This is a genomic window from Microbacterium sp. Soil_C_42 (assembly GCF_057656735.1).
In genome coordinates this window covers 1-23405 of the sequence record NZ_JBDGJU010000019.1, presented here as the reverse complement: position 1 = coordinate 23405, position 23405 = coordinate 1, and the positions used below count along the sequence as shown (strand labels likewise).

Here is a 23405-nt window from a genome sequence, read left to right as displayed (position 1 = left end):
GGGGCGGCAGAGACATGGCCATCGCAACTCCTGGCGCGGCACCGGCGGATGCCCCTGCTGCCCTCTCGGCGCCCCTGCGCGGCCGCCGGCTCCGCGGGATCTCCCGAGGCGCCGGCGGCCGGCGGGGGGGCTCGGCCGGCCGCAGCGTCATGCAGCACCTCACGCCGTGGCTGTTCCTCGCCGCGGCCGTGGGCCTGCTGCTGCTGTTCACCTACTGGCCGGCGATCAACCTCTTCTACTACAGCGTCACCGACTGGGACGGCATCGACCAGCAGAAGAACCTCGTCGGGTTCGAGAACTACGTGCAGGTCTTCACCGATCCGCGCATCTTCTCGGTGTTCTTCGTCAGCCTCTACTACTTCGCGGCGTCGTTCTTCCAGATCGCCATCGCGCTGTACTTCGCGACGATCCTCAGCTTCTCGACGCGATTCTCCGGCTTCTTCCGCGGCGTGCTGTTCTTCCCCTACCTGATCAACGGCGTCGCCGTCGGCTTCGTCTTCCTCTACCTGTTCCAGCCCGGGGGCACGCTCGACACGGTGCTGAGCTGGTTCGGCGTCACCGAGCCACCGCAGTGGCTGGGCGACCCCGACGTCGTCAACTGGTCGCTCGCAGCCACGTCCGTGTGGCGCTACACCGGCATGGGATTCGTGCTGTTCCTCGGCGCGATCCAGTCGATCCCCCACGAGCTGTACGAAGCCGCCGACATCGACGGCGCCAGCCGCTGGGCGCAGTTCTGGGCGATCATCTTCCCCGGCATCCGCCGCGTGGTGGGCCTCACCGTGATCCTCGCGATCGCCGGCAGCCTCAGCGTGTTCGAAGTGCCCTTCGTGATGACCGGCGGGGCGAACGGCTCCTCCACATTCGTCATCAACACGCTGCAGACCGCGTTCAGCTACCGGTCGGTGGGTCTGGCCTCGGCGATGGCCGTCGTCCTGCTGATCGTCGTGCTCGTCGTGACCTGGATCCAGCGCAAAGTCTTCCCCGACGAGAAGGTCGATCTCACATGACCACCACCGAAGAACCGCTGCGCACGATGCCGCTGCGGACCAGCCCGCCGGAGAAGAAGATCCGTGGCCGCTCCCCGCTGGAGAAGCTGCGCGCCGGTACGGCGACCTCGGCGAAGTACACGAGTCTCATCGTCGCAGCCGTCGTCACGATCCTGCCGCTGTCGGTCCTGCTGTTCGCCGGGCTCAAGACCGCTCCCGAGTATGCGCAGACGGGGCCGTTCACGCCGCCGTCGAACTGGCTGAACTTCGACAACTTCGTGACGGCGTTCGTCAGCGGGAAGATGCTCGAAGGCTTCGTGAACACCACGATCGTCCTGGTGGTGTCGCTGGTGGGCACGATCTTCATCGGCACGATGGCCGCCTATGCGCTCGACCGCTTCAACTTCCGCGGCAAGCGGCTGGTGCTCGCGCTCTTCCTCATCGCGACGCTGATCCCCGGCGTCACCACGCAGGTCGCGACCTTCCAGCTGATCAGCGCCTTCGGCCTGTACGACTCGATGGCCGCACTGATCATCCTGTTCATGGGCACCGACATCATCGCGATCTACCTGTTCATCCAGTTCATGCAGTCGATCCCGGTCTCGCTCGACGAGGCGGCCATGATCGACGGCGCGAACCGGTGGACGATCTACTGGCGCATCATCCTGCCGCTGCTGCGGCCGGCCATCGCGACCGTCGTGATCATCAAGGGCATCGCGATCTACAACGAGTTCTACCTCCCCTTCCTCTATCTGCCCTCGCAGGGATTCATCTCGACCTCCCTGTTCCGATTCAAGGGCCCGTACGGCGCGCAATGGGAGGTGATCGCCGCGGGTACGATCCTCGTGATCATCCCCACGTTCATCGCCTTCCTGCTGCTGCAGCGCTGGATCTACAAGGGCCTCACCGCAGGAGCCGTCAAGTGACCTCTTCCCTCTCCTTCCGCCCGATCGACGCCGGCTGGACGCTGCGGGCGTCCGCCGGACCTGCTCCGGCGGCATTCGCGGATGCCGTCGCCGCCGAGGTCCCCGGGTGCGTGCACACCGATCTCCTGGCCGCGGGTCTGATCCCCGACCCGTTCCTCGACGACAACGAGTCGGCGCTGGCCTGGATCGGACTCGTCGACTGGACGTACGCGACGACGTTCCCTTGGACGAAGGATGCCGCGGACCGCACCGATCTCGTCTTCGAGGGCCTGGACACCGTGACGACGATCCTGCTCAACGGCCGCGCGGTCGGCTCGACGGCGAACCAGCACCGCTCGTACCGGTTCGACGTGCGCGACGCGCTCGTCGAGGGCGACAACGAGCTCGTGGTGCGCTTCCGCTCGCCGGTGAAGTACGCGAACGAGCAGAGCGTCGCACTCGGCGTGCGCCAGCGCCCGTACCCGCTCCCCTACGACGCGATCCGCAAGTCCGCCTGCAGCTTCGGATGGGACTGGGGCATCGCGACCTACACGAGCGGCATCGTGAAGCCGGTGGGGCTCGAGTCCTGGTCGGTCGCGCGTCTCGCGCAGACGCGCGTCGTCGCTGCGCCGGACGGCGACGGCGGCACGATCACGGTGGACGTCGAGCTCGAGCGCGCGGCGGATGCGGCATCCGATCGTCTTCTCGTGCACGTCGCGGTGAACGGGCCCGGGCTCGACGGCGACGCTCTGCCGAGCACCTCCGTCGAGGTGGACGGCGATCGGGCGCACGTGCGACTCGAAGTCCCGCACGCCGATCGCTGGTGGCCGGCCGGGTATGGCGAGCAGCCGCTGTATGTGGTCGACGTCCGGCTCTACGGCGACGCGCCCGACCCGCTGGACGCGACGCACCGCGTCGTCGGCTTCCGGGACGTGCGCTGGGACATGACGCCCGACGAGTCCGGCACGCCGTTCACCCTCGTCGTCAACGACCAGCCGGTGTTCGTGAAGGGCGTCAACTGGATCCCCGACGACGCACTCACCGTGCGCGTCACGCGCGACCGCGTGCGGCGCCGCTTCGAGCAGGCGCTCGACGCGAACCTCAACCTCATCCGCGTCTGGGGCGGCGGGCTCTACGAGTCGGACGACTTCTACGCGCTGGCCGACGAGCTGGGGCTGCTCGTCTGGCAGGACTTCCTGTTCGCGTGCGCGGCGTACGCCGAGGAGGATCCGCTGCGCGCCGAGGTCGAGGCGGAGGCGCGCGAGAACATCGTGCGCCTCGGCCATCATGCGTCGCTCGTGCTGCTCACCGGCAACAACGAGAACCTGTGGGGCTACGAGGACTGGGGCTGGAAGCTGCGCCTGGACGGCAAGACCTGGGGCGCGCACTACTACTACGAGCTGTTCCCCGCGCTCGTCGCCGAGCTGGCACCGCACGTGCCGTACGCGCCGGGGAGCCCGTTCAGCCCCGGCATGGGCTGGGACGGCGAGACGCAGACCGGACCACACCCCAACGACGAGCAGCACGGCTCGATGCACCTGTGGGAGCAGTGGAACCGTCGCGACTGGCACACCTACCGGGAGCACACACCGCGGTTCGTCGCCGAGTTCGGCTGGCAGGGCCCGCCGGCGTGGTCGACGCTCGTGCGCTCCGTGTCGGACGCCCCGCTGACCCCCGAATCGCCCGGCATGATCGTGCACCAGAAGGCGATGGAGGGGAACACCAAGCTCTCGAACGGGCTGATCCCCCACTTCCGGATGCCGGAGGCCATGGAGGACTGGCACTGGGCGATGCAGCTCAACCAGGCGCTCGCCGTGCGCACCGCCCTCGAGCACTTCCGGTCGTGGGCACCGCACACCCAGGGCGCGATCGTCTGGCAGCTCAACGACTGCTGGCCGGTCACGTCGTGGGCCGCGATCGACGGCGACGAGCGTCCGAAGCCGCTGTACTACGGGCTGAAGAACGCGTTCGCCCCGCGGCTGGCGACGATCCAGCCCCGCGACGGCGGGCTCGCCGCGGTGCTCGTCAACGACACGGCCGAGCCGTGGTCCGGCGGATTCGTGGCGCGACGCGTGGGGTTCGCGGGCGACGAGCTCGCCCGGTTCGAGACCCCGGTCTCGCTGAGCCCGCGCGAGACGGTGACCGTGTCGCTGCCCGCCGACGTCGCCGTGGCCGCCGATGCGGCCTCCGAGCTCGTGGTGGCGGGCGTCGACGACGTGCGGGGCTTCTGGTTCTTCGCCGAGCCTCGGGACTCGGCACTCGGCGCGGCCGAGGTCGAGGTGCGCGCCGAGCCGGTCGCCGACGGCACGCAGGTCACGCTCACCGCTTCCACACTGGTGCGCGACCTCACGCTCCTCGTCGACAAGGTCGACGCCGATGCCGTGGCATCCGATGCGCTCGTCACCCTGCTGCCGGGCGAGAGCGCGACGCTGATCGTGCGCCACGCCGGCGACGGGCTCGCCGCATCCGCCCTCTCCGATCCGCGCGTGCTGCGCACCGCCAACGAGCTGGTCGCCTCGTGACCGCCGAGACCACCCAGGCGCTCGGGCCGTACGTGGCCGGAATGACCTGGGGATGGACGGGCGTGCGCGGAACATGGGCGACGGCCGAGGCATCCCGGTCGCTGCGGTTGATGGCCGACCACGCAGTGAACTGGACCGCGCTGGCGTACGCGGCCCTGCAGGACACCGCGCAGTCGACCGAGGTGCGGTTCCGCGAGGAGCCGACGGTGACCGACGACGAGATCGTGTGGGCGATCCGCGAGGCGAAGGCGCTCGGGCTGAAGGTGTGCCTGAAGCCCGTCGTCAACGTCGCCGACGGCACGTGGCGCGCGCACATCGGGTTCTTCGACCAGGACGTCCCGGGCGAGCCGACGTGGGGCGAGTGGTTCGCGTCGTACCGCGAGTTCATCGTGCACGCCGCGCGCCTCGCGGAGGCGGAGGGCTGCGACATGCTCTGCGTCGGCTGCGAGATGGTGCGCGCCGACGCCCGCGAGGCCGAGTGGCGCGAGCTCATCGCCGCCGTGCGGGCCGAGTACTCCGGCATCGTGACGTACAACTGCGACAAGTACCAGGAGGACCGCCTCGGCTGGTGGGACGCGGTCGACGTCGTGAGCTCGAGCGGCTACTACCCCGTCGACCGGTGGGAGGCCGAGCTCGATCGCATCGAGGCGGCCGTCGCCGCGACGGGCAAGCCGTTCTTCTTCATGGAGGCGGGGTGCCCCTCGCGGGAGGGGTCGCCCGAGCGCCCGAACGACTGGTCGCTGCCCGGTGAGGTTTCACCCGGCGAGCAACTGCGGTACTACAGGGTCATGTTCGAGGCGTGCGCGCAGCGCACGTGGGTGGGGGGATTCATGTTGTGGGACTGGCCTGCTCGCCTGTACTCCGCCGACGAGGCGGCGCACGACGACGACTACTGCCCGTACGGCAAGCCCGCCGGCGAGTACCTGCGCGCGCAGTACTCGGCACTCACAGCGGGGGTCTCGCGATGACCGCCGCGGTGCTCGCGATCGATGCGGGCCAGACCGGTATCAAGGTGCGCGTGCGCGAGCACGACATCGTGTTCCCCGGCATCCGCACCGGGGAGCCCCTGCTGCCTCAGCTCGCCGCCGTCACGCACGCCGCGATCGAGCGCACCGGCGCCGAGGTCTCCGTCGTGAGCGCAGGCGTCTCGGGTCTCACGACACGGGAATCGGATGCTGCCGCCTTCCTCGCCCGGATCGACGACGCCGCCGTGCACGAGGTGATCCTCGCGCACGACTCGACGACGTCGTTCCTCGGGGCGCTCGGCGACACCCGCGGCGCGGTCGTCGCGGCGGGCACCGGCGTGGTCACGCTCGCGGTCGGCGCCTCGCGGGTGGCCCGCGTCGACGGGTGGGGCTACCTCATGGGCGACGCGGGCAGCGGCTACTGGATCGGCCGCGAGGCCCTCGACGCCGTGATGCGCGAGTACGACGGTCGTGGCCCCACGACCGCGCTGCGCGCCGTCGCCGAGGACCGGTGGCCCGACCTCAGTCAGGCGTACATCCACCTGCAGTCCGACCCCGAGCGCGTGAGCGTGGTCGCCTCCTTCGCGGCCCACGTCGCGCGCCTCGCGACCGAGGGCGACGCGGTCTCGCAGAACATCACGGTCCGCGCCGGCGGCGAGCTCGCGCACAGTGTCGAGACAGCGCTGCGCCGCGTGCGCTCCGACGACGAGAGCGAGCACTTCGCCGCGTGTGCGATCGGCGGCGTGTTCCGCTCCCCGCAGCTGCGCGAGGCGTTCGCCTCGCACATCGCCGCCAGCGAGTTCGACGTCACGCTCGTCGAGCCTCTCGGCCACGGCATCGACGGCGCCGCTGCTCTCGCGGGCCTCGCGCCGCAGCATCCACTCGCCCACGCGGTCTCGTTCGCGTACGCCTGATCCGTCTCGCGCCGCTGAGCAGCCGGGCGTTCTCACCCGCTTTTGCACAGGTCAACCGGGCTTCTGCAGGACTTTTCGACTCGATCGATCCTGTGGAAGCCCGGTTGACCTGTTGAAGCCGATGCGGTGCTGCGACAAGCCGAGAACGACGGATGCCCCGGCCCTGAGTGTGGACAGGGGGCCGGGGCATCCGGGTGCTCAGACGGCGCAGGTCAGACGAGCGACTCCCGCCACGCGGCGTGGAGCTGCGCGAACTTGCCGGTGCCGCCGATGAGCTCCTCGGGGGTGTCGTCCTCGATGATCTCGCCGTGCTCCATGACGAGCACACGGTCGGCGATCGCCACCGTCGACAGGCGGTGCGCGATGATGATCGCGGTGCGGTCGGCCAGCAGCGTCTGCAGGGCGTCCTGGATCTGGCGCTCCGACGGGATGTCGAGCGATGCGGTCGCCTCGTCGAGGATCAGCACCGCCGGGTCCGCGAGGAACGCCCGTGCGAACGAGATCAGCTGGCGCTGACCCGCCGACACGCGGCCGCCGCGCTTGTTGACGTCGGTGCCGTAGCCGTCGGGAAGCGCCTGGATGAAGGCGTCGGCCCCGACCGCGCGAGCCGCCGCCTGGATCTCATCGAGCGTCGCGTCGGGCTTGCCCAGCGCGATGTTGTCGGCGACCGTGCCGCTGAACAGGTAGGCCTCCTGCGTGACCATGACGATGGCACGGCGGAGATCCTTCGGGTGCAGGTTGCGCAGGTCCACGCCGTCGAGCGTCACCGCACCGCGGGTCGGGTCATAGAACCGCGACACGAGCTTGGCGAGCGTCGACTTGCCCGCGCCCGTCGTCCCGACGAGCGCGATCGTCTGGCCGGCCGGGATGTCGAGCGAGAAATCCGGGAGGATGACGCGGTCCTGCGAGTACCCGAACAGCACGTCGTCGAACCGGATGTGGCCCTTCGCCGCCCACAGGTCGACCGGGTTCTTGGGGTCGGGAACCGTCGGCTCCTCCTCCAGGACGCCGGACACCTTCTCGAGCGCCGCGGTCGCGGACTGGTACGAGTTCAGGAAGAACGCGACCTCCTGCAGCGGCGAGAAGAAGTTGCGGACGTACAGCACCGCCGACAGCAGGAAGCCGATCTCCATCGCGCCGTCGACGACGCGGATGCCTCCCCACGCGACCACGATCGCGAGCGTGAACGAGGCCACTGCCATGAGTCCCGGCTCGAACGTGCCGAACAGCCGGATCGAGCGCACGTTGACGTCCCGGTAGTCCAGTGCGAGACCGCCGAACTCCTCGTCGTTGCGCCCCTCCTTGCGGAAGGCCTTCACGGCGCGGATGCCCGTCATCGTCTCCACGAACTTGACGATCACCTTCGCGCTGATGACACGCGACTCGCGGTAGACGAGCTGCGAGCGCGTGTAGAACCAGCGCATCAGGAGGAAGAGCGGGATGCCCATGAACGTGAGGATCAGGCCCGACTGCCAGTCCACGAGGAACAGCGCGACCAGCGTGAACGCACCGTAGAGGATGCCGGAGACCAGCTCGTTGAGGCCCCCGTCGAGGAGTTCGCGGATCGTGTCGAGGTCGCTCGTCTGGCGCGAGATGATGCGGCCCGACGTGTACGACTCGTGGAACTCCAGGCTCAGCCGCTGCGTGTGCAGGAAGATGCGCTTGCGGAGGTCGAGCATGATCGCCTGCGTGAGACGCGCCGCGACGACGACGTACCACCCGATCAGGGCGGCGCCGCCGACAGCCGTGACGAGGTAGACGAGGACCACCACGATCGTCGGCGCCCAGTCCATGCGCTCCACCGCGGCCGGCAGCGCGTTGTTGATGCCGATGCCGATGAGCCACGGCCCCGCGACGCGCAGTGCGGTCGAGACGACGAGCACGACGCCCGCGAGGATCAGCTGCCCGCGCACCGGTGTGATGAGCGAGCCGAGGAGGCGCAGCGAGCGCCTGCGAATCGCCTTGCTCTCGTCGCGCGTGTAATCGGAGCGGTCTTCGCCGCTCGTTCCGGTCACCGTGGTGCTCACAGGTTCACCTCCCATTCCTGGTCTTCCTGTCTCGCCCTGAGCCGGGCTTCTTCGACCTCGAGGCTCGAGATCACGTGCCGGTAGTGCTCGCTGGTGCGCAGCAGCTCGGAGTGCGTGCCGACCGCGGTCACGCGGCCCGCCTCGAGCAGCGCCACCCGGTCGGCGAGCGTGACCGTCGACGGGCGGTGGGCGACCACGAGCGCGGTCGTCTCGTGGAGGACCTCGCGCAGCGCGTCCTCGACCAGGGCCTCGGTGTCGACGTCGAGCGCCGACAGCGGGTCGTCGAGCACGAGCACGGCCGGCCGTGCGGCGACGGCGCGCGCGAGCGCGAGGCGCTGGCGCTGGCCACCCGACAGGGACAGGCCCTCTTCGCCGATGATCGTGTCGACGCCGTCCGGCAGGTCTTCGACGAACGACGCCTGTGCCACGTCGAGCGCCTCGCGCATCACGCGCTCGGCCTCGTCGCTTCCGGGCACGAGATCCTCGCGGCCCAGCAGCACGTTGTCACGCACCGACTGGGAGAAGAGGGTCGCGTCCTCGAACGCCATGCCGATGTGCCGGCGCAGCTCGGCGAGTGTCAGCTCGCGCACGTCGACGCCGTCGAGCGTCACGCGCCCGCCGGTCACGTCGTAGAGCCTCGTGGGCAGCGTCGTGAGGGTCGTCTTGCCCGAGCCGGTGAGGCCCACGAGAGCCATCGTCTCGCCCGGCCGCAGCACGAGGTCGACGCCGTCGAGCAGGTCGCGCTCGCGCTCCGCGGCATCCTGATACCGGAAGTGCACGCCCTCGAACGCGAGCTCGCCGCGCGGCTTCGCGATGGTCTTCGGCGTCTCGGGATCGACGATCGTGTTCTGCTCGTCGAACACCTCGAAGATGCGGTCGGTCGCGGTGCGCGCGTCGAGCAGGAACGAGAACAGGAAGCCGATCGACTCCATCGGCCAGCGCAGCACGGTGGCCATGGCGAAGAACGCGATGAGCTCCGCGCCCTGCAGCTGGCCGATGGCCGTGAGGTAGATGCCGGCGCCGAGGCACAGTGCGAACGCGATGTCGGGCAGCAGCACGAGCCAGAACCAGATCCAGCCGACGGCGCGGGCCTTGCTCAGCTCGGTCTCGCGCAGGGTCTCGGCCTGTCGGGTGAACTTCTGCAGCGCGTGCGTGCCGCGGCCGAAGGCCTTGAGCACGCGGATGCCGTGCACGCTCTCCTCGACCGAGGTGGCGAGGTCGCCGGCCTGGTCCTGCGACTGGCGCGCGAGCGTGCCGTAGGACTTCTCGAACCGGTACCCCGCGTACCACAGCGGAGCGGAGGTGACGAGGAAGATCGTGCCGAGCGCCCAGTGCCAGCGGAACAGCAGCGCCGTGCCCACGACGATCGTGATCGCGTTGACGACGAGCAGCACGAGGCCGAAGGCGAGCCAGCGGCGCAGCATGCTGATGTCCTGCATCATGCGGCTCAGCAGCTGCCCCGACTGCCACCGGTCATGGAAGGAGACGGGCAGGCGCTGCAGGCGGGAGTAGAACGTCTGGCGCAGCTCGTACTCGACCATGGTCGCGGGGCCGAGCACGAACCAGCGACGGAGCCAGACCATGAGGGCCTCGGCCAGACCCAGCGCGAGGATCGCGGCGGCACCCCACCCGATCATGGCGATGTCGCCGGAGGCGATCGGGCCGCCCACCACCTGCTCGAGCACGAGCGGGATGGTGAGCGCGAGCAGGCTGGCGACGAGCGCGCTGGCGGCCCCCATCGCCAGACGCGGAAGCACGGGCTTCGCGAACGGGAGGAGGCGGGAGAGGGCTGAGAAGGTGGACAGTTCGGATCGTTGCGGCTGTTCTGATCGCTCAGCAAGGGCGGTGGTGGTCATGATCCTTGTGGGGGTGTTGCGGTGACCCGTCGTCGGGTCGCGAGGCGACAGCGCCGTGTGGGAGCGCTGTCATGAGAGAGGAGCTTCCTCGAGGAGGAACGCTCCGGGGGACGGCGGTATGCCGAATCCGGCCGGGCCGGCGGGTGGAAGGACGCGGACTACCCCTGAACGCGGGGACGCGGCAGCCGGGAGGCGGTGCGGGGTCCCGCGGGACGGAGGACGAAGACGGTCTTCGCGGCGATGGCGGCCTGATACATTTCTTCCTCCTTGAGCTCAGCGGAAAGGGCTGCGCGCTCCGCTAGGTCCTAGCGACGCGACAGCCCTCCAGCATATATCTGAGAATTGCCTGAACGCAACAACCGCTTTCCGGGCCCCGGAAAGCGGTTGAGGCGGGCGATTCAGATGAGCGCGGGCACCGCCGCCTCGCGGTCGAGCAGGCGCTGCTTCACGGGCAGCCCCCACGCGAACCCGCCGAGCGTGCCGTCCGTGCGCAGCACCCGATGGCACGGCACGAAGAGCGCGGGCGCGTTGCGCGCGCAGATGGATGCCGCGGCCCGCACCGCGTTCGGGGACCCGAGCTCGACGGCGAACTCGCTGTAGGTCAGCGGGCGGCCCGGAGCGATCCGCCGCAGCGCCGCCCACCCGGCGAGCTGCATCGCGGTGCCGTGCTGCGAGACCGGCACCTCGTCGATCGCGCCGAGGTCGCCGCCGTAGTAGGCGGCGACGGCGGCCGCGGCATCCGTCTCGCCCTTCGCGACGGATGACGGGCGCACGCTGTCCGCGAGACGCGCGAGGATCGCGTCGGCGTCGGCGGTCCAGCCCGAGGCGAGCACGCGCCCGTCGTCGTCGGCGAGGACCGTGAAGGCGCCGTCGGGGGTGTCGAGGGTCTGGATGGTGGCGGTGGTCATGAGATGCCTCCGGTGGTCATGAGGGACGGTGCGGGGATGCGGGATGCCGCGACCCGACGCGGTGCGGCAGGCTTCGGCGGGACGGCGTGCCAGAGGTGCGCGGTGAGGTAGCTGCGCCAGGGCGCGGTGCGGGCGGCCCACGCGTCGAGTGCGCGAGCCTCGGCGGGAAGCCCGACCGCGGCGGCGCCGGCGCGCACCGCGACGTCGCCCGGGAGGAAGACATCGGGGTCGGCGAGCACGCGCATGCGCACGTAGTCCGCGGTCCAGGGGCCGATGCCGGGCATCGCGAGGAGCGCCGCGCGCTGCTCGAGGGCGTCGTCGCCGGCGGTGAGGGTGAGCGAGCCGTCGGCGAGGGCCGCGGCCGCGCCCGTGATGGCACGGATGCGGGCGGCGGGCCCTCGAAGCACCTCGGGACCGCGCTGCGCGATCGCTGCCATCGTCGGGAACAGACGGGAGGGCGGAGGGCCCTCGCCGGTGCCGGGCGACGGGAGTCCTGCGAAGGCGGGGACATCCTCCCCCAGCGCCGCCGTGAGCGACGTGAGCGCGGTGCGCGCAGCGACGACGGTGATCTGCTGCCCCACCATCGCCCGGATCAGCATCTCGTGCGGATCCGCGGCGCCCGGCACGCGGATGCCCGGCAACGCGTCGACGAGAGGAGCGAGTTCCGGATGCTGCGCCAGCGACTCGTCGACGGCGTCGGGGTCGGCGTCGAGGTCGAAGAGGCGCCGGGCGCGGGTGACGAGCGTCGAGAGGTCGGCGAGGTTCGTGAGCGCGGCGCGCAGCCGCACCCTCCCGAGGTCGTCCAGGCGCAGCTCGAACCACGCGGGTCCGTGGGGAAGTCGCAGCGTGCGGGCGAAGGTCGACGCCGTCGCCACCTCGGCGCCCGGGACGGCGCGCGCCGCCATCCACGAGAACAGGCCGGGAGCATCGAGCGCGCCACGGTGCGGGAGTGCGAGGTCGATCGTCACCCCGGGTGCCGGAGCGGCCGGCCCCTCGTGCCGGGAGACGCGTCGCCGCGCGCGGAGCTCCAGCGGCGGCATACCGAACACCTCGCGGATGGTGTCGTTGAACTGTCGCACGCTGGCGAACCCGCTCGAGAAGGCGACGTCGGCGGCCGAGAGGTCGGTGCCGACCAGCAGCATGCGGGCCGTCTGCGCGCGGTGCGCGCGACTCAGGGCGAGAGGGCCGGCGCCGAGCTCGGCGGTCAGCAGCCGCGTCAAGTGCCGCGGCGAGTAGCCGAGCCGGCGGGCGAGCCCCGGCACGCCCTCGCGCTCGACGACGCCGTCGGCGATGAGGCGCATCGCGCGGCCTGCGGTGTCGCCGCGGAGGTTCCACTGCGGCGACCCCGGCGCCGCTTCGGGCAGGCAGCGCTTGCACGCGCGGTAGCCGGCCTCGTGCGCGGCGGCGCTCGTCGGATAGAACGTGACGTTCGAGGGCTTCGGGGTGCGCGCGGGGCAGCTCGGGCGGCAGTAGATGCCGGTCGAGCGCACCGCGGTGACGAACTGCCCGTCGAAGCGGGCGTCGCGCGAATCGATCGCGCGGTACCTCTCGTCGAACGTCATGGCCAGGCTCATGCCCCTAGCCTGACACGCTCCCCCGACATAGGCTCGCGGAAATCGGACACGGCTGTGCGGCGTGGGCGGCCGCCGGGGGACGCCCCTTCCTGGGGCACCACGCTCGCTCCGAGCTCGCTGTCCAGGCACGGGAACGCCTCGAGGATGCTCTGGAGGTCAGTCTCGGCGTCCTCCGCGTAGCGGACGGCTGACGGGAGGCCGCAGGAGCGGCGCTCCGGTCAGACAGTCGAGCTTCGCGTTGCGGGTGCGGTTCAGCCGCCGGCGAGCTGCTGGTCGAGGTCCTGAATGGCACGCATCATGCCCAGCAGCGACTCCGACATGTCATTGATGCCGTCCACCGCACCCTTCAGACCCGTCGTCAGCTCGGAGTACCCCTCACCGAACTTGCCCGACGCGTGCTGCGTCTTGAAATCCTCACCCAGCAGCGTGTCCACCTGGCTCTTCAGCGTGTCCAACTGACCCTGGATGTCATCACGAGCCTGCGACAGCGACGACGCCACCTGCTCCATCTCCGCATACGAAGCACCGAAATCGGCCATCGTCAACTCCCTCACTCAGATTCCCGACCCCCGTCGGGCCGATGCCTCCACGCTAATCGGCGGCTCGGCGAGAGCACATGGGCACCATTCCCCATGCGGACGGATCCCCGGCGCGTCACCCCTGGTCGGGCGCAGGCAGCGAGCGCTCGCTCAGCGCGAGCCGCCCTTCTGGGTGAGATCCTCGCGGGGCGCCATGGTGATGCCGAGGAGTCCGATCCGCACCTCGCGCGCGCGAGCGAGCTCGAGCGGCGTGATGAGCTCGCGCTCCGACAGCACGTTCAGGGCGGTCTGGAGATCGGAGTAGATGCGCGCGCGCTCGTCGGGCGGCATCCCCTCCACCGCTCGTTCCAGGCCCGCGAGATTGCGCTGCCATCGGTCGCTTCCGCTCTCGGCGGGCCCCCGGAACAGCACGAAGTGGAGCGCACCCACCACGACGTCGGCCACGAACCCGACGATGCCGAGGGCGCCGTCGGCCGCTCCCTGCGTGATCGCCAGCACGGCGACCACCGTTCCGATCGCGGAGGGCACGAGGTGCAGCGCACCGAGCATCCGGTGGATCTTCGGATCGGTGCCCAGGGACTCGCGAAGCTCGGTCACGATGCCGATCCCCGCGATCACCGCCGCGATGCCCGCCAGCAGGCCTGCCACGCCCACCGAGGCCGTGTCACTGCGCCCGACCAGCCAGGACAGGAGGAACAGGAGCGCCACCACCGGCAGCGTGAAGCTGGCGATGTGCGACAGGGTGAGCAGGCAGCCCCACGCGGGGGCGACGTTCTTGGCGAGGTCCTTCCAGGCCGCCGAGGGCGCGAAGAAGGCCAGGGCCCGACGTGCAGCGGGAACGCCGTGCAGAGCTCGGGCTTCGAGCTTCCACCAGTCCAAGGGGGTCCACGCCCCCGCGGTGCGCGCGTAAGCGGTGGCCGGTGTATTGCTCATACAGCCCACATCCCTTCCGCGTCAGCGGGAGGAGCGGCGAGCGAGCGCACGTCGAGCCGCTCGGAGGGAGCCCAGGGCGCGCCGCCGATGCGCACGGTGCAGCACCGCCGGGCGTGAGATCCCAGCGGCGTCCACCCGTGCGCGGCGCGCGCGTACATCGTGGCCGGGACGTCGGCCACAGCGACCATCAACGCGAGCGCTGAGGGTCCGACTTCTGGAGCTCGGGCGCGAGCGTCAGCGCCAGCTCTCCCGGCGCGGTCGTGAGCGCCCGCGTCGCCGTGCCCGGCTCGATGAGGCCGCGATCCGCGAGACGCCGGATCGCTGCATCCCGGCGCGCCGTGATCTCAGCGAGCGTGCCAGGCGGGATCTCTCGGATGCTCCACTGCAGATTCTCTCGCTCGTTCTGCGGTCCGCCCGCGGGCAGCGGACCGCGGATCAGGATGACGACGTGGACGATGATGTCGGCGGCGACCACGGCGATCCACACCCATGCGCCGCCCTGCAGGAAGGGCGCGCCGGCCGTGAGCGCGATGAGAGCCGTGATGAGCCCGGGGATGACGTGGATGAGCGCCAGCGTTCGCACGGCCGACGCTCGCGACGCACGCGGGTGGCGCAGCCGCTGCAGCTCACTCCACCCCGTCACCAGCAGGCTGACCAGCGTGATCGTGCCTGCGAAGGCCAGAGGGAAGTCGTACGCGGTGTCGCCGAGGACCCACCGCACCATGGCTGCGGCGGCGATCACCGGAGCGGCGACGGCGAAGAGATACGCCAGCCCCTGGATGAAACTGCCCAGCGTCACCCCGCGGTGCTCCGACATGGCCTCTGCCGGCGCGAGCACGGCAAGGGGGCGCTGCGCGGGGGTGCGCGAGAACGACCGCAGCTCCAGGCGCCACCAATCCACCGGCGTCCACGACGATGCCTCGTCGACGAGCTCTGTCAGCGATCTGGCGGTCATGCCGGCCACTCCTCTCCGAAGCGCACCACGGCGCGGTCGAGTGCGTCGACGCGCACGCGGTCGCTCGACGCGACGAAGCCCTCGAGCGTGGACTGCCGCAACACCGCCTTGGCCGCTTCCTCCACGAAGGCCAGCCCGTAGGGTGCGACAGGGCCGAGAATGGCGGCGACAGTCGCGTCCTCGCCGAAGAACAGCCAGCGCTCGAATCCGAAATCCCGGTCGCCGTGCCGCTCGAGCAGCGTCGTCGAGATGCCGACCCCGAAATTATCCGTCTCGATCACCTCAGTCGTCGCCGGTAACTGCGCCGAGGGCGACCAGAGGAACGCCGCCTGATCGGCTTCGCTGAGCGCACCATCCACCGCGAACACGGTCAGTGGCGCGATCACCCGACCGTCGATGCCGACGATGACGAGGCTGCGGCTGTCGTCCGAGGCCATCCGGGCGACATCGTCGAGCGCCGCGGCGATCGGGCCGGCGGCTTCGGGGGCGAGCCCCGTGCGCGCGACGAAGTCGGCCGCCGTCGCGCGTGCCCACTCAGAACGATCGGTCGCCGAGTGCGCGGGGAAGTCGACGGGGATGCAGTGCTCCCGGTCGAAGCGAAGGTTCAACTGCATCTCAGCTGACGCTCCAGGTGAAGGAGGATATGTGGTTGTCGAAGAGAGCGAGCCACGCCAGCAGCACAGGGTCATCGGGCGCCAGGTCGGACTCATGGGCCACGGTGGCCGTCCACTGGACGGCCTGCGTGCGCCGGGTGCCGGGGATCGGGATCAGGTAGTGGATGAGGAAGCTCACCGCGTCGACGCCGTCGACGCGGGTCGGGCGCCGCTCGGTCCAGCGCACCATGCGGTGACCTTCGCCGATCGGGACGCCGCCGCGATTGCGCACGGCATCCTCGACGATGTCGTCGAGCGTCCATTGCGGCGTCGACCGACGACGCAGACCCACGAGGCTCGCGGAGCCCAGCACCCAGGTGGGCGAGCTCTCGGCCGGCAGGGCGTAAGCGAACGCGTCCTGGCCCTTCAGCTGCGCCAAGGCGTCCTTCACCTGCGCTCCGAGCGCCGCCCCGAGGTCGGGTCGGCCGGCCTCGGCAAGGCGTGCCTTCGCCGCCGCGACGAGATCGCGCTCGGTGTCGGCCCCCATGTCGTACGACCGCCACCCGGGCGGCAGCAGCATGCGATACCTCGGCACGGTCGCTCCGGCGCCTCCGGTCAACTCCGCGCGCAAGTCAGTCACCATGCCAGTCTTCCATCACCCGCGACCCGCTTCGGCACCTCCGTCACGAGAACGGGTTCTGGTCGGGATCGAAGGACCCCGGGAACGCCCCTCCTGCGGTGTCCTTGATCCACCCGGCGATCCCGAGCTGCGTCGCCCAGACGCCGGCCGTTCCCTCGACGATGTTCCACCCGCCGGTCATCACCGCGGGGTCCGCCCAATGCGCCATGTTCTGACCGGTCAGCAGGCCCGTCGTGAAGTCGACGGCCTTCGCGCCGAACCCGGTTCCCTGCAGGCGGTTCAGCCCCGACGCCCAGTCGTCGATCCCCGTCGCACCGACGCCGAACAGGCGGGCGGCGTCGTCGCCGAACGCCGTTCCGAGCGCGCGCCAGCCCCCGGGAGCGCCTAGTCCGCGCAGGCCACGCGCCGCGGGGCCGATGAAGGGCACCACGCCGATGACGCCGAATGCGACGTCGACCCAGCTTCCGTCGTCGAACGCGAGCTTGCGGGTGAGGGCGACGGCGAGCGTCGCGACGGCGACGATCGCCGCGAGCGCGGCGATGATGGGTCCGCCCACGACGATCGCAAGCACCGCGAGCACGATGCCGGCCACGGCGAGGACATTCGAGAGGAACTCCAGCGCACCTCGCAGGTCGTCCTTCCAGGAGTCCTCGATCTTGCCGCTGAAGCCTTCCTTGATGTTCGTGGCCGCGGTCTGGAAAGCGGTGTGCCAGCTGTCCCACTCCGTGTCGTACTCACCGGCCCGCGTGTCCCACTCGCCGCGCTTGGCGTCGGCGAGACCCCGCTTCTCGACAGCATTGGCGTTCGCGGTGTCATACGACGACTGCTCATCGGCATCGGCATCGTCATCGGGCTCTCGCGGAACGGCGCCCTCAGCCGTGTCGGCGTCGCGCGATAGCGAGTAGTAGGCGGCCCACAACTCGATCAGATCGTCGACGATCGGATCGATCGCGGCCTTCGACGTCTCGAGCTCCTGACCGTAGGTGAGGATGTGCGGCCCGACGGCGGCGTACAGCTCGGCCGCCTGCGACAGATCGCCGCTGACCTCACCCGCAACTTCGCGGAGCTTGTCGACGGTGCTGCCTTCCATGTCGGCGCCGTTGTCGACCAGTCGCTTGATGAGCGTCCACGCGGCCGACATGTCGGCACCGAGGTCGACGATCTGCTGACCACGCGTCTGGACGTCGCCCGCATCGCCGCGCAGGTGCTCGATGAGGTTCCCTCCCCTCGGCGTCTGCGAGGGCATGTACGGAAGCGCTGTCGTCATCGTCGGCTCATCTCTCGCCGGTTCGGTTGCCGGCTTCCTCGTCGAAGTCCTGGAAACCCTCGATCACGCCGTCGACATGCTCGGCGAGACCCTTGCAGCTGTCCATCAGGCGCTTCCGGCGATCGTCCCAGCGGCCCTCGAAGTCGTGCGCCGCGTCCTTCAGATCACCCAGCTCGTAGGGGCGGTCGACGGCACCCTCGAGGTCGCGGCGGCGGTTGCCCGCATGCTCGAACTCGTCGATGATGCTTTTCAGCTGCGTGCTCAGTGCACCGAGGTCGTCATAGCTGACTTTGACGCTCACTGGGTCTCCTCATTCCCGATCCGACTCGTCCGCCCTCACCGATCACCGGTCGGGAGCGGCCTGCACCGCTCCCGACCTCGATGATTCGGTTCAGCCGCCGGCGAGCTGCTGGTCGAGGTCCTGAATGGCACGCATCATGCCCAGCAGCGACTCCGACATGTCATTGATGCCGTCCACCGCACCCTTCAGACCCGTCGTCAGCTCGGAGTACCCCTCACCGAACTTGCCCGACGCGTGCTGCGTCTTGAAATCCTCACCCAGCAGCGTGTCCACCTGGCTCTTCAGCGTGTCCAACTGACCCTGGATGTCATCACGAGCCTGCGACAGCGACGACGCCACCTGCTCCATCTCCGCATACGAAGCACCGAAATCGGCCATCGTCAACTCCCTCACTCAGATTCCCGACCCCCGTCGGGCGGGACACTCAGCAACCTAACGGACGGCGCCGACGCCACGCGATGGGGACCATTCCCCATGCCCGGGCGCCGCCCCGCGTCAGTGCTGCGGGGCCGTCTGCGGGACGGGCAGGACGGATGCCTCGACCAGCGGCAGCTGCACCGTGACCTGGCGTCCCGCCTGCACGAAGATGCCGCGTCCGTCGGGGAAGTCCGACCTCTTGACCTTCGGGAACGGCACCTTGAACACCGCGTCGCCGTCGAAGGCGTCGGGCTTGATGATGATGCCCTTGCGGCCGCCCTTGAAGTCGCCCACCAGGCCGAAGCCGCTGGTGACCTGCGTGACGTCGGCGTCGCCGATGAGCAGGTGCTCGCTGCGGTTGACCGCCTGGAACAGCGCCTTGAGCGGTCGCTCCGCGGGTGAGTCGGCGAACTGCGGCACGTCTTCGATCACGATCATGAGCCGCGCGTCGATGGACTCGTCCGCGACGAGCTCGGCGAGCTCGGTCGCGAGGTCCTTCGCCTCGTCGGGCGTCGTGGCGCTGCGCATCCACGGGGCGAACTCCTTCAGCTGCGAGCGCCGGCCGCCGAAGTGGAACAGCCGCACAGCGGGATCGAAGCGCACCATCGAGGTGACGAGGGCCTTCATCGCGTTGGTCTTGCCCGCCGAGGGCGGCCCCGCGACGACGAAGGTGCCCACCGGATCGAACTCCCGGGCCGCGAGCGTGTCTTCGGCGATGCCGAGCACCGGGAACTCGCCGATGCGATCCGGCAGCGCCTGCCAGGCGAGCCGTGTCGGCAGCGAGCCGATCTCGTCCACTTCTCTCGCGCCGTTCGCGCGAAGCTCCTCGGCCCACTGGCCCAGGAGCTTCGTCTGCTCGGCCACGTTCGGCGTGCCGCCGAGCACCGCGATCTGCGTCTCGAAGCCGTCGACGATGGCGCGGCCGGGCGCGGAGCGCTCATCGAGCACGTCCTTCGGCGCGTTCAGCAGCGCGTAGGCGTTCTCGTCCGACAGACGCAGCACCACACGCCGCGACACGTTCGAGCTGATCGCGGTGGGCACCGACCCGGAACGGTCGGCGGTCGCGACGACGTGCACGCCGAGCGGGCGGCCCTCACCGAGGATGCGCATGAACGCCTGATAGAACGGCATCCGCGCCGTCGTCGACTCCCACTCGGCGCGGAACTGCGGGAGGCCGTCGAGGAGCACGATGATGCGCGACTCGTCGCGCCCGGTCAGCTCGCGGTATTCCGCGATGCTCGAGGCGTTGGCCGTGCTGAACCGCTTGGCTCGGTCGTCGAGGATGCCCCCCAGCGAGCGCATGATGCGCTGCACGCGCTCGGCGTCGTCGCCCGGGATGATCGAGCCGACGTGCGGCAGCACCTCGAGGCTCTTGAGCGCGCCGGCGCCGAAGTCCAGACCGTACACCGCGATGTTCTCGGCGCGGCGCCCCATCGCCGCGGCGATCGCGACGGTGCGCAGCACGGTGGACTTGCCCGACCCGCTCGTGCCGTACACCAGGAGCGAGCCGTCGCGGTCGGGCTCGAAGTACACCGGCTCCTGCAGCTGACGTTCCGGCACATCGCGCTTGCCGAGCAGGATGAAGCCGGGGCGCCCGGCCCGCAGCCGGCGGAGGTCGACGGTGGTCTCGAGGTCGTCGAGCCACGGGCGCCTCGGCGCCGGGATCCGCGCCGCCTCGGCGGCGGCGACCAGGTTCGCGACGATGCGCTTCTGGTCGTTGGGCCCGGGATCGACATCATGCGATTCGGATTCGCCCGAGTCCGGCAGCTCCCACCGCTGCACCGAGCCGAACCGCAGCTGCGCGACGCCCACGTCGGCAGCGGGCGCCTCGTCGGTGCTCCAGCCACCCGCGTAGGCGGACTGGAACGGGACGAGCCGGCCCGGGCCGGTCTTGGCGATGCCGCGGCCGGGGATGCCCGGATCGAAGCGCGCAGCCACGGGGTCGTCGACGACGTCCTTCGAGTCCGACTCGTCGGCCATGCGCAGCGCGACGCGGAGGTTGGTGTTGGCGCGCAGGTTGTCTTTGATGACGCCCGCCGGCCGCTGCGTGGCCATGATCAGGTGGATCCCCAGGGAGCGGCCGCGCTGCGCGATGTCGACGACACCGTCCACGAACTCGGGCACCTCCCCCGCGAGCGCCGCGAACTCGTCGATGACGAGCACGAGGGCGGGCGGCGTGTCGGGGTCGCGCCGCTTCTCCAGCTCGAGCAGGTCCTTCGCCTTCTTGCGGTTGAAGAGGTGCTCGCGGTGGTGCAGCTCGGCGCGCAGGCTGGTGAGCGCGCGTCGTACGAGGTGCGGGCTCAGGTCGGTGACGAGGCCGACCGTGTGCGGAAGCTCGACGCAGTCGGCGAAGGCGGAGCCGCCCTTGTAGTCGACGAACAGGAACGTGACGCGGTCGGGGCTGTGGGCGGCGGCCATGCCGAGCACCCACGCCTGGAGGAACTCGGACTTGCCGGCGCCGGTGGTGCCGCCGACGAGGGCGTGCGGTCCCTGCGTCCGCAGATCGAGGGCCATCGCGTCCGTGGCTCCCTGGCCGACGATCGCGCGGAGGGTGCCGGCCTTCTTCAGGCGTGGCAGAACCGCGCCCGAGCGGTCGATGATCGTGTTGTTCTCGCGCCAGCGCTCCACGGCGGAGCCGGGATCCACGGCGAGCTCGGTGCCGACGAGCGAAAGGAACATGACCGAGTTCGGGATGTCGGACGAGTCCTCCACGACCGTGCTCGAGTCCACGACCGGGGCGAGCCGCTTGGCCAACACCGTCATCAGCTCGTTCGACACGCCCTCGACCGCGGTCTCCGGATAGTCCACGCCGCTGCGGACCGTGCCCGCGTGGCCGTGATCGAGACCCCGGGACACGTCGATGAAGCTGCGGCAGACGGCGGGGAGCGCCTCGACGACGGGCGCCACGAACAGGCCGTAGACGCCGACGTCGGCGCCGCGCTCGAGCACCTGCGTGAGACGTGCGCGATCCACCGGGGCGTCAGCGGTGACGATGACGAGCACCGCCGTCTGGCCGGGGAACGTGGCCTCCTCCGCGGCGCGCCGCACGTCGGTGCCGTAGCGCATGGGGTCCCACTCGTCATCCAGCGGCAGGCGCGGTGACGAGGCGGCCTTGGAGCGCTGCATGACGAGCTCCTCGAGGCTCGACAGCAGCGCGGCGCCGGTCGACGCCGAATCCGACAGCGGCATCTCGCGGAAGGGACTGCGCTCGCTGGAGGTGTGCGGAAGCCACTTGAGCCACTCGAGCTGCGTCGCCCATCGCGGTTCGGTGAGCGCGATCGCGACCAGTTCGTTGGGCGAGTGGAGGCCGAACAGCTGGACGCAGAGGCCCCGCAGGGCGTCGGCGGCTTCCCGCTCGCCTCCTGCGACGCCGATCACCCCGACGCTCTGCAGCGACTCGAGCACCGGCACGCCGTCGATCATGCGGTAGCGATCCCGCAGCCGGTCGACGCGGTCGACGAACTCCTGCAGCGCCTCGGGCGATTCGGATCTCTTCACCGTCGTGCGCGACGGGGCCTCGGCGGTGCCCAGGCGCACCGACAGGAAGTTCCAGTGCTCGGGCCGGCGGGTCCAGAGCATCGGGCCGAGCCGCATCGCCTCGTCGAAGACGACGGCCACCGGCGGCACCTCGGCGTTGCGGATCTCGCGCTCGCGCGGCCGCTCGCGATAGAGGTTCTCTTCGAGCTCCTCGAATGTGCGCTCGAAGATCTCGGTCTCTTTGCGGGCGCGCTGGCCGACCTGCGTGCGCTGGGAGATGAAGTTGCCGAGGAGCATGAGCGGCGACATCACCACGACCAGGAGCGAGCGAGGGTTGCCGTTCATCGCGAACAGCGCCATGCCGAGGATCAGAGGCGCGACCAGCATCGGCCACGGGAACAGCCGCGAGATCGGGTCCTTCGGCATCCGCGGCTCGGGCAGCTCCTCGCCCACGTACCGCGGCTCCACGCGCGGGCTGCGGTTGAACAGGAGCGAGCCGCCCCGCTCGAGGACGGGATCCTGTTCCACCGGCGCGAAGTCCTGCACCATGCGGACGACGACGTCCGTGTCGCCGAGCGAGAACCGCTGGCCGGGGATGACGCGAAGTCGCTGCACGAGGCCGCCGTCGACGACGATGCCGTTCGCCGAGTTCAGGTCGACCAGTTCGACCGACGCGCCGACCTCGACGCGTGCGTGCGACTTGGAGATGAGGGGATCCGGGAGGACGATGTCGTTGCCCGCGACACGGCCGATGGTGAACTGACCGCGCGGCAGCGGGAACTCGCGGCCGACGAGCGGACCGCCGACGATCGAGAGGATGGCGGCGGGCGGGCCGCCGTTCGTCCGCGTCGAGACGTACTCCTCACCGAGATTGACGATCGACGCGACGAAGCCCGAGCCCACCGCAGCGTCGCTGATGAGCGTCTCGGGTGAGAGCATCGTGAACGTCGACGACGTCGGAGGCGCCACCTTGAGCGTCAGCACGTCACGCGATGACGCGATGGTCTCGCGCGCCGGATCGGTCTCGACGATGTGCCTCGCGACGTCCTGCACGGTCGCCGTCGTGTCGGCGGTGACCACGATGTCGATGTGCTGGGCGTTCCGGCGCTGCAGGGTGAGTCTGAGTCTCATGGGTTCCTCGCTGTGCTGCCTCAGCCGATGCGGACGCGGGCGCGCCGTTCGCCGAGCAGCAGGGTGTCTCCGGAGCGGACCGCGATGCCCTGGCCGGGCGGAAGGGCGTGCTCGACGCCGTCGCGGATCACCGCGCTCCCGTTGGTCGACGCACGGTCGATCGCGATGATGCTGCCATCCGTGCGCAGGAGCGCCAGGTGGGTCTTCGAGATGGATTTCGACGGGTCGTCCAGGGGAACGAGCGCGAGACCGGCGTCCCCTGGCCCAGCCGCCGGATCACGGCCGATCAGGATTCCGGACCCGGCGAGCGCGATGCGGGCGCCGTTGTCGAACTCGAGGACGACGCCCGGCGTCGCAGGGTCGGCCGGCGACGACTGTCGCGCCGGGGTTGCGGGCGCGTCCGGGGGGCCTGCGAGAGCCGGCGCGGGCGCGGGGCTCGCGTCAGGCAGCAGCCGGGGCGGCGTCCACGGGATCCCCGGGCCGGAGTGCGGCGCT

The 23405-nt window shown here is 70.3% G+C and carries 19 protein-coding genes; 5 read left to right on the top strand and 14 right to left on the bottom strand.

From position 1 onward, the window contains the following. Nucleotides 1–14 precede the first annotated feature (14 nt). The 5 genes from AC3A46_RS12320 to AC3A46_RS12300 are packed head-to-tail and all read left to right on the top strand — an operon-like array spanning nucleotide 15 to nucleotide 6292. The gene (locus tag AC3A46_RS12320; RefSeq protein WP_487665440.1) at nucleotides 15–1007 is read left to right on the top strand and encodes a carbohydrate ABC transporter permease; all 993 of its coding nucleotides are present in this window, start codon (nucleotides 15–17) and stop codon (nucleotides 1005–1007) included. Then, nucleotides 1004–1912 carry a carbohydrate ABC transporter permease gene (locus AC3A46_RS12315; protein WP_487665439.1) on the top strand — a complete coding sequence of 303 codons (909 nt, stop codon included), beginning with the start codon at nucleotides 1004–1006 and terminating at the stop codon, nucleotides 1910–1912. Before AC3A46_RS12320 ends, AC3A46_RS12315 begins: the two co-directional genes overlap by 4 nt. Next, on the top strand, nucleotides 1909–4413 hold the full coding sequence (locus AC3A46_RS12310; protein WP_487665438.1) for a glycoside hydrolase family 2 protein: 2505 nt from the start codon (nucleotides 1909–1911) through the stop codon (nucleotides 4411–4413). Before AC3A46_RS12315 ends, AC3A46_RS12310 begins: the two co-directional genes overlap by 4 nt. Further along, nucleotides 4410–5381 (top strand): glycoside hydrolase family 113, encoded by a 972-nt coding sequence (locus tag AC3A46_RS12305; RefSeq protein ID WP_487665437.1) that lies wholly within the window; start codon nucleotides 4410–4412, stop codon nucleotides 5379–5381. Before AC3A46_RS12310 ends, AC3A46_RS12305 begins: the two co-directional genes overlap by 4 nt. Continuing rightward, nucleotides 5378–6292 (top strand): N-acetylglucosamine kinase, encoded by a 915-nt coding sequence (locus tag AC3A46_RS12300; RefSeq protein ID WP_487665436.1) that lies wholly within the window; start codon nucleotides 5378–5380, stop codon nucleotides 6290–6292. Before AC3A46_RS12305 ends, AC3A46_RS12300 begins: the two co-directional genes overlap by 4 nt. Before the next feature lie 212 nt (nucleotides 6293–6504). On the opposite strand, the gene AC3A46_RS12295 is transcribed toward AC3A46_RS12300, so the two are convergent. The 14 genes from AC3A46_RS12295 to AC3A46_RS12230 all read right to left on the bottom strand — a co-directional run. Further along, nucleotides 6505–8334 carry an ABC transporter ATP-binding protein gene (locus tag AC3A46_RS12295; protein ID WP_487665435.1) on the bottom strand — a complete coding sequence of 610 codons (1830 nt, stop codon included), beginning with the start codon at nucleotides 8332–8334 and terminating at the stop codon, nucleotides 6505–6507. Next, nucleotides 8316–10175 (bottom strand): ABC transporter ATP-binding protein, encoded by a 1860-nt coding sequence (locus AC3A46_RS12290; RefSeq protein ID WP_487665434.1) that lies wholly within the window; start codon nucleotides 10173–10175, stop codon nucleotides 8316–8318. The genes AC3A46_RS12295 and AC3A46_RS12290 overlap by 19 nt, the downstream gene beginning before the upstream one ends. A 398-nt stretch (nucleotides 10176–10573) precedes the next feature. Further along, nucleotides 10574–11083, bottom strand: coding sequence for a methylated-DNA--[protein]-cysteine S-methyltransferase (locus AC3A46_RS12285; RefSeq protein ID WP_487665433.1), 510 nt, complete (start codon nucleotides 11081–11083; stop codon nucleotides 10574–10576). After that, nucleotides 11080–12657 carry a DNA-3-methyladenine glycosylase 2 family protein gene (locus AC3A46_RS12280; protein ID WP_487665432.1) on the bottom strand — a complete coding sequence of 526 codons (1578 nt, stop codon included), beginning with the start codon at nucleotides 12655–12657 and terminating at the stop codon, nucleotides 11080–11082. The genes AC3A46_RS12285 and AC3A46_RS12280 overlap by 4 nt, the downstream gene beginning before the upstream one ends. 251 nt (nucleotides 12658–12908) lie before the next feature. Next, nucleotides 12909–13196 (bottom strand): WXG100 family type VII secretion target, encoded by a 288-nt coding sequence (locus tag AC3A46_RS12275; RefSeq protein WP_056370824.1) that lies wholly within the window; start codon nucleotides 13194–13196, stop codon nucleotides 12909–12911. Nucleotides 13197–13346: 150 nt separating this feature from the next. Further along, nucleotides 13347–14129 carry a hypothetical protein gene (locus tag AC3A46_RS12270; RefSeq protein WP_487665431.1) on the bottom strand — a complete coding sequence of 261 codons (783 nt, stop codon included), beginning with the start codon at nucleotides 14127–14129 and terminating at the stop codon, nucleotides 13347–13349. A 187-nt stretch (nucleotides 14130–14316) separates the two neighbouring features. Next, nucleotides 14317–15084: a hypothetical protein gene (locus AC3A46_RS12265; protein WP_487665430.1), complete on the bottom strand. Its 768-nt coding sequence runs from the start codon at nucleotides 15082–15084 to the stop codon at nucleotides 14317–14319. Then, nucleotides 15081–15698, bottom strand: coding sequence for a hypothetical protein (locus tag AC3A46_RS12260; RefSeq protein ID WP_487665429.1), 618 nt, complete (start codon nucleotides 15696–15698; stop codon nucleotides 15081–15083). Before AC3A46_RS12260 ends, AC3A46_RS12265 begins: the two co-directional genes overlap by 4 nt. A 1-nt stretch (nucleotide 15699) precedes the next feature. Beyond that, complete coding sequence (locus AC3A46_RS12255) at nucleotides 15700–16317, bottom strand: hypothetical protein (protein ID WP_310247539.1); 618 nt, start codon at nucleotides 16315–16317, stop codon at nucleotides 15700–15702. 43 nt (nucleotides 16318–16360) lie between these two features. Next, a complete protein-coding gene (locus tag AC3A46_RS12250) occupies nucleotides 16361–17584 on the bottom strand; it encodes a hypothetical protein (protein WP_056370820.1) in 1224 nt (407 codons plus the stop codon). Between the two features lie 7 nt (nucleotides 17585–17591). Beyond that, nucleotides 17592–17885 carry a hypothetical protein gene (locus tag AC3A46_RS12245; protein WP_056370822.1) on the bottom strand — a complete coding sequence of 98 codons (294 nt, stop codon included), beginning with the start codon at nucleotides 17883–17885 and terminating at the stop codon, nucleotides 17592–17594. A 90-nt stretch (nucleotides 17886–17975) separates the two neighbouring features. Continuing rightward, on the bottom strand, nucleotides 17976–18263 hold the full coding sequence (locus tag AC3A46_RS12240; RefSeq protein WP_056370824.1) for a WXG100 family type VII secretion target: 288 nt from the start codon (nucleotides 18261–18263) through the stop codon (nucleotides 17976–17978). 117 nt (nucleotides 18264–18380) lie between these two features. Then, nucleotides 18381–22910, bottom strand: coding sequence for a type VII secretion EssC family protein (locus AC3A46_RS12235; protein WP_487665428.1), 4530 nt, complete (start codon nucleotides 22908–22910; stop codon nucleotides 18381–18383). A 20-nt stretch (nucleotides 22911–22930) separates the two neighbouring features. Next, nucleotides 22931–23405, bottom strand: a 475-nt coding sequence (locus AC3A46_RS12230; protein WP_487665427.1) for an FHA domain-containing protein, incomplete at its 5' end; no start/stop codon positions are given.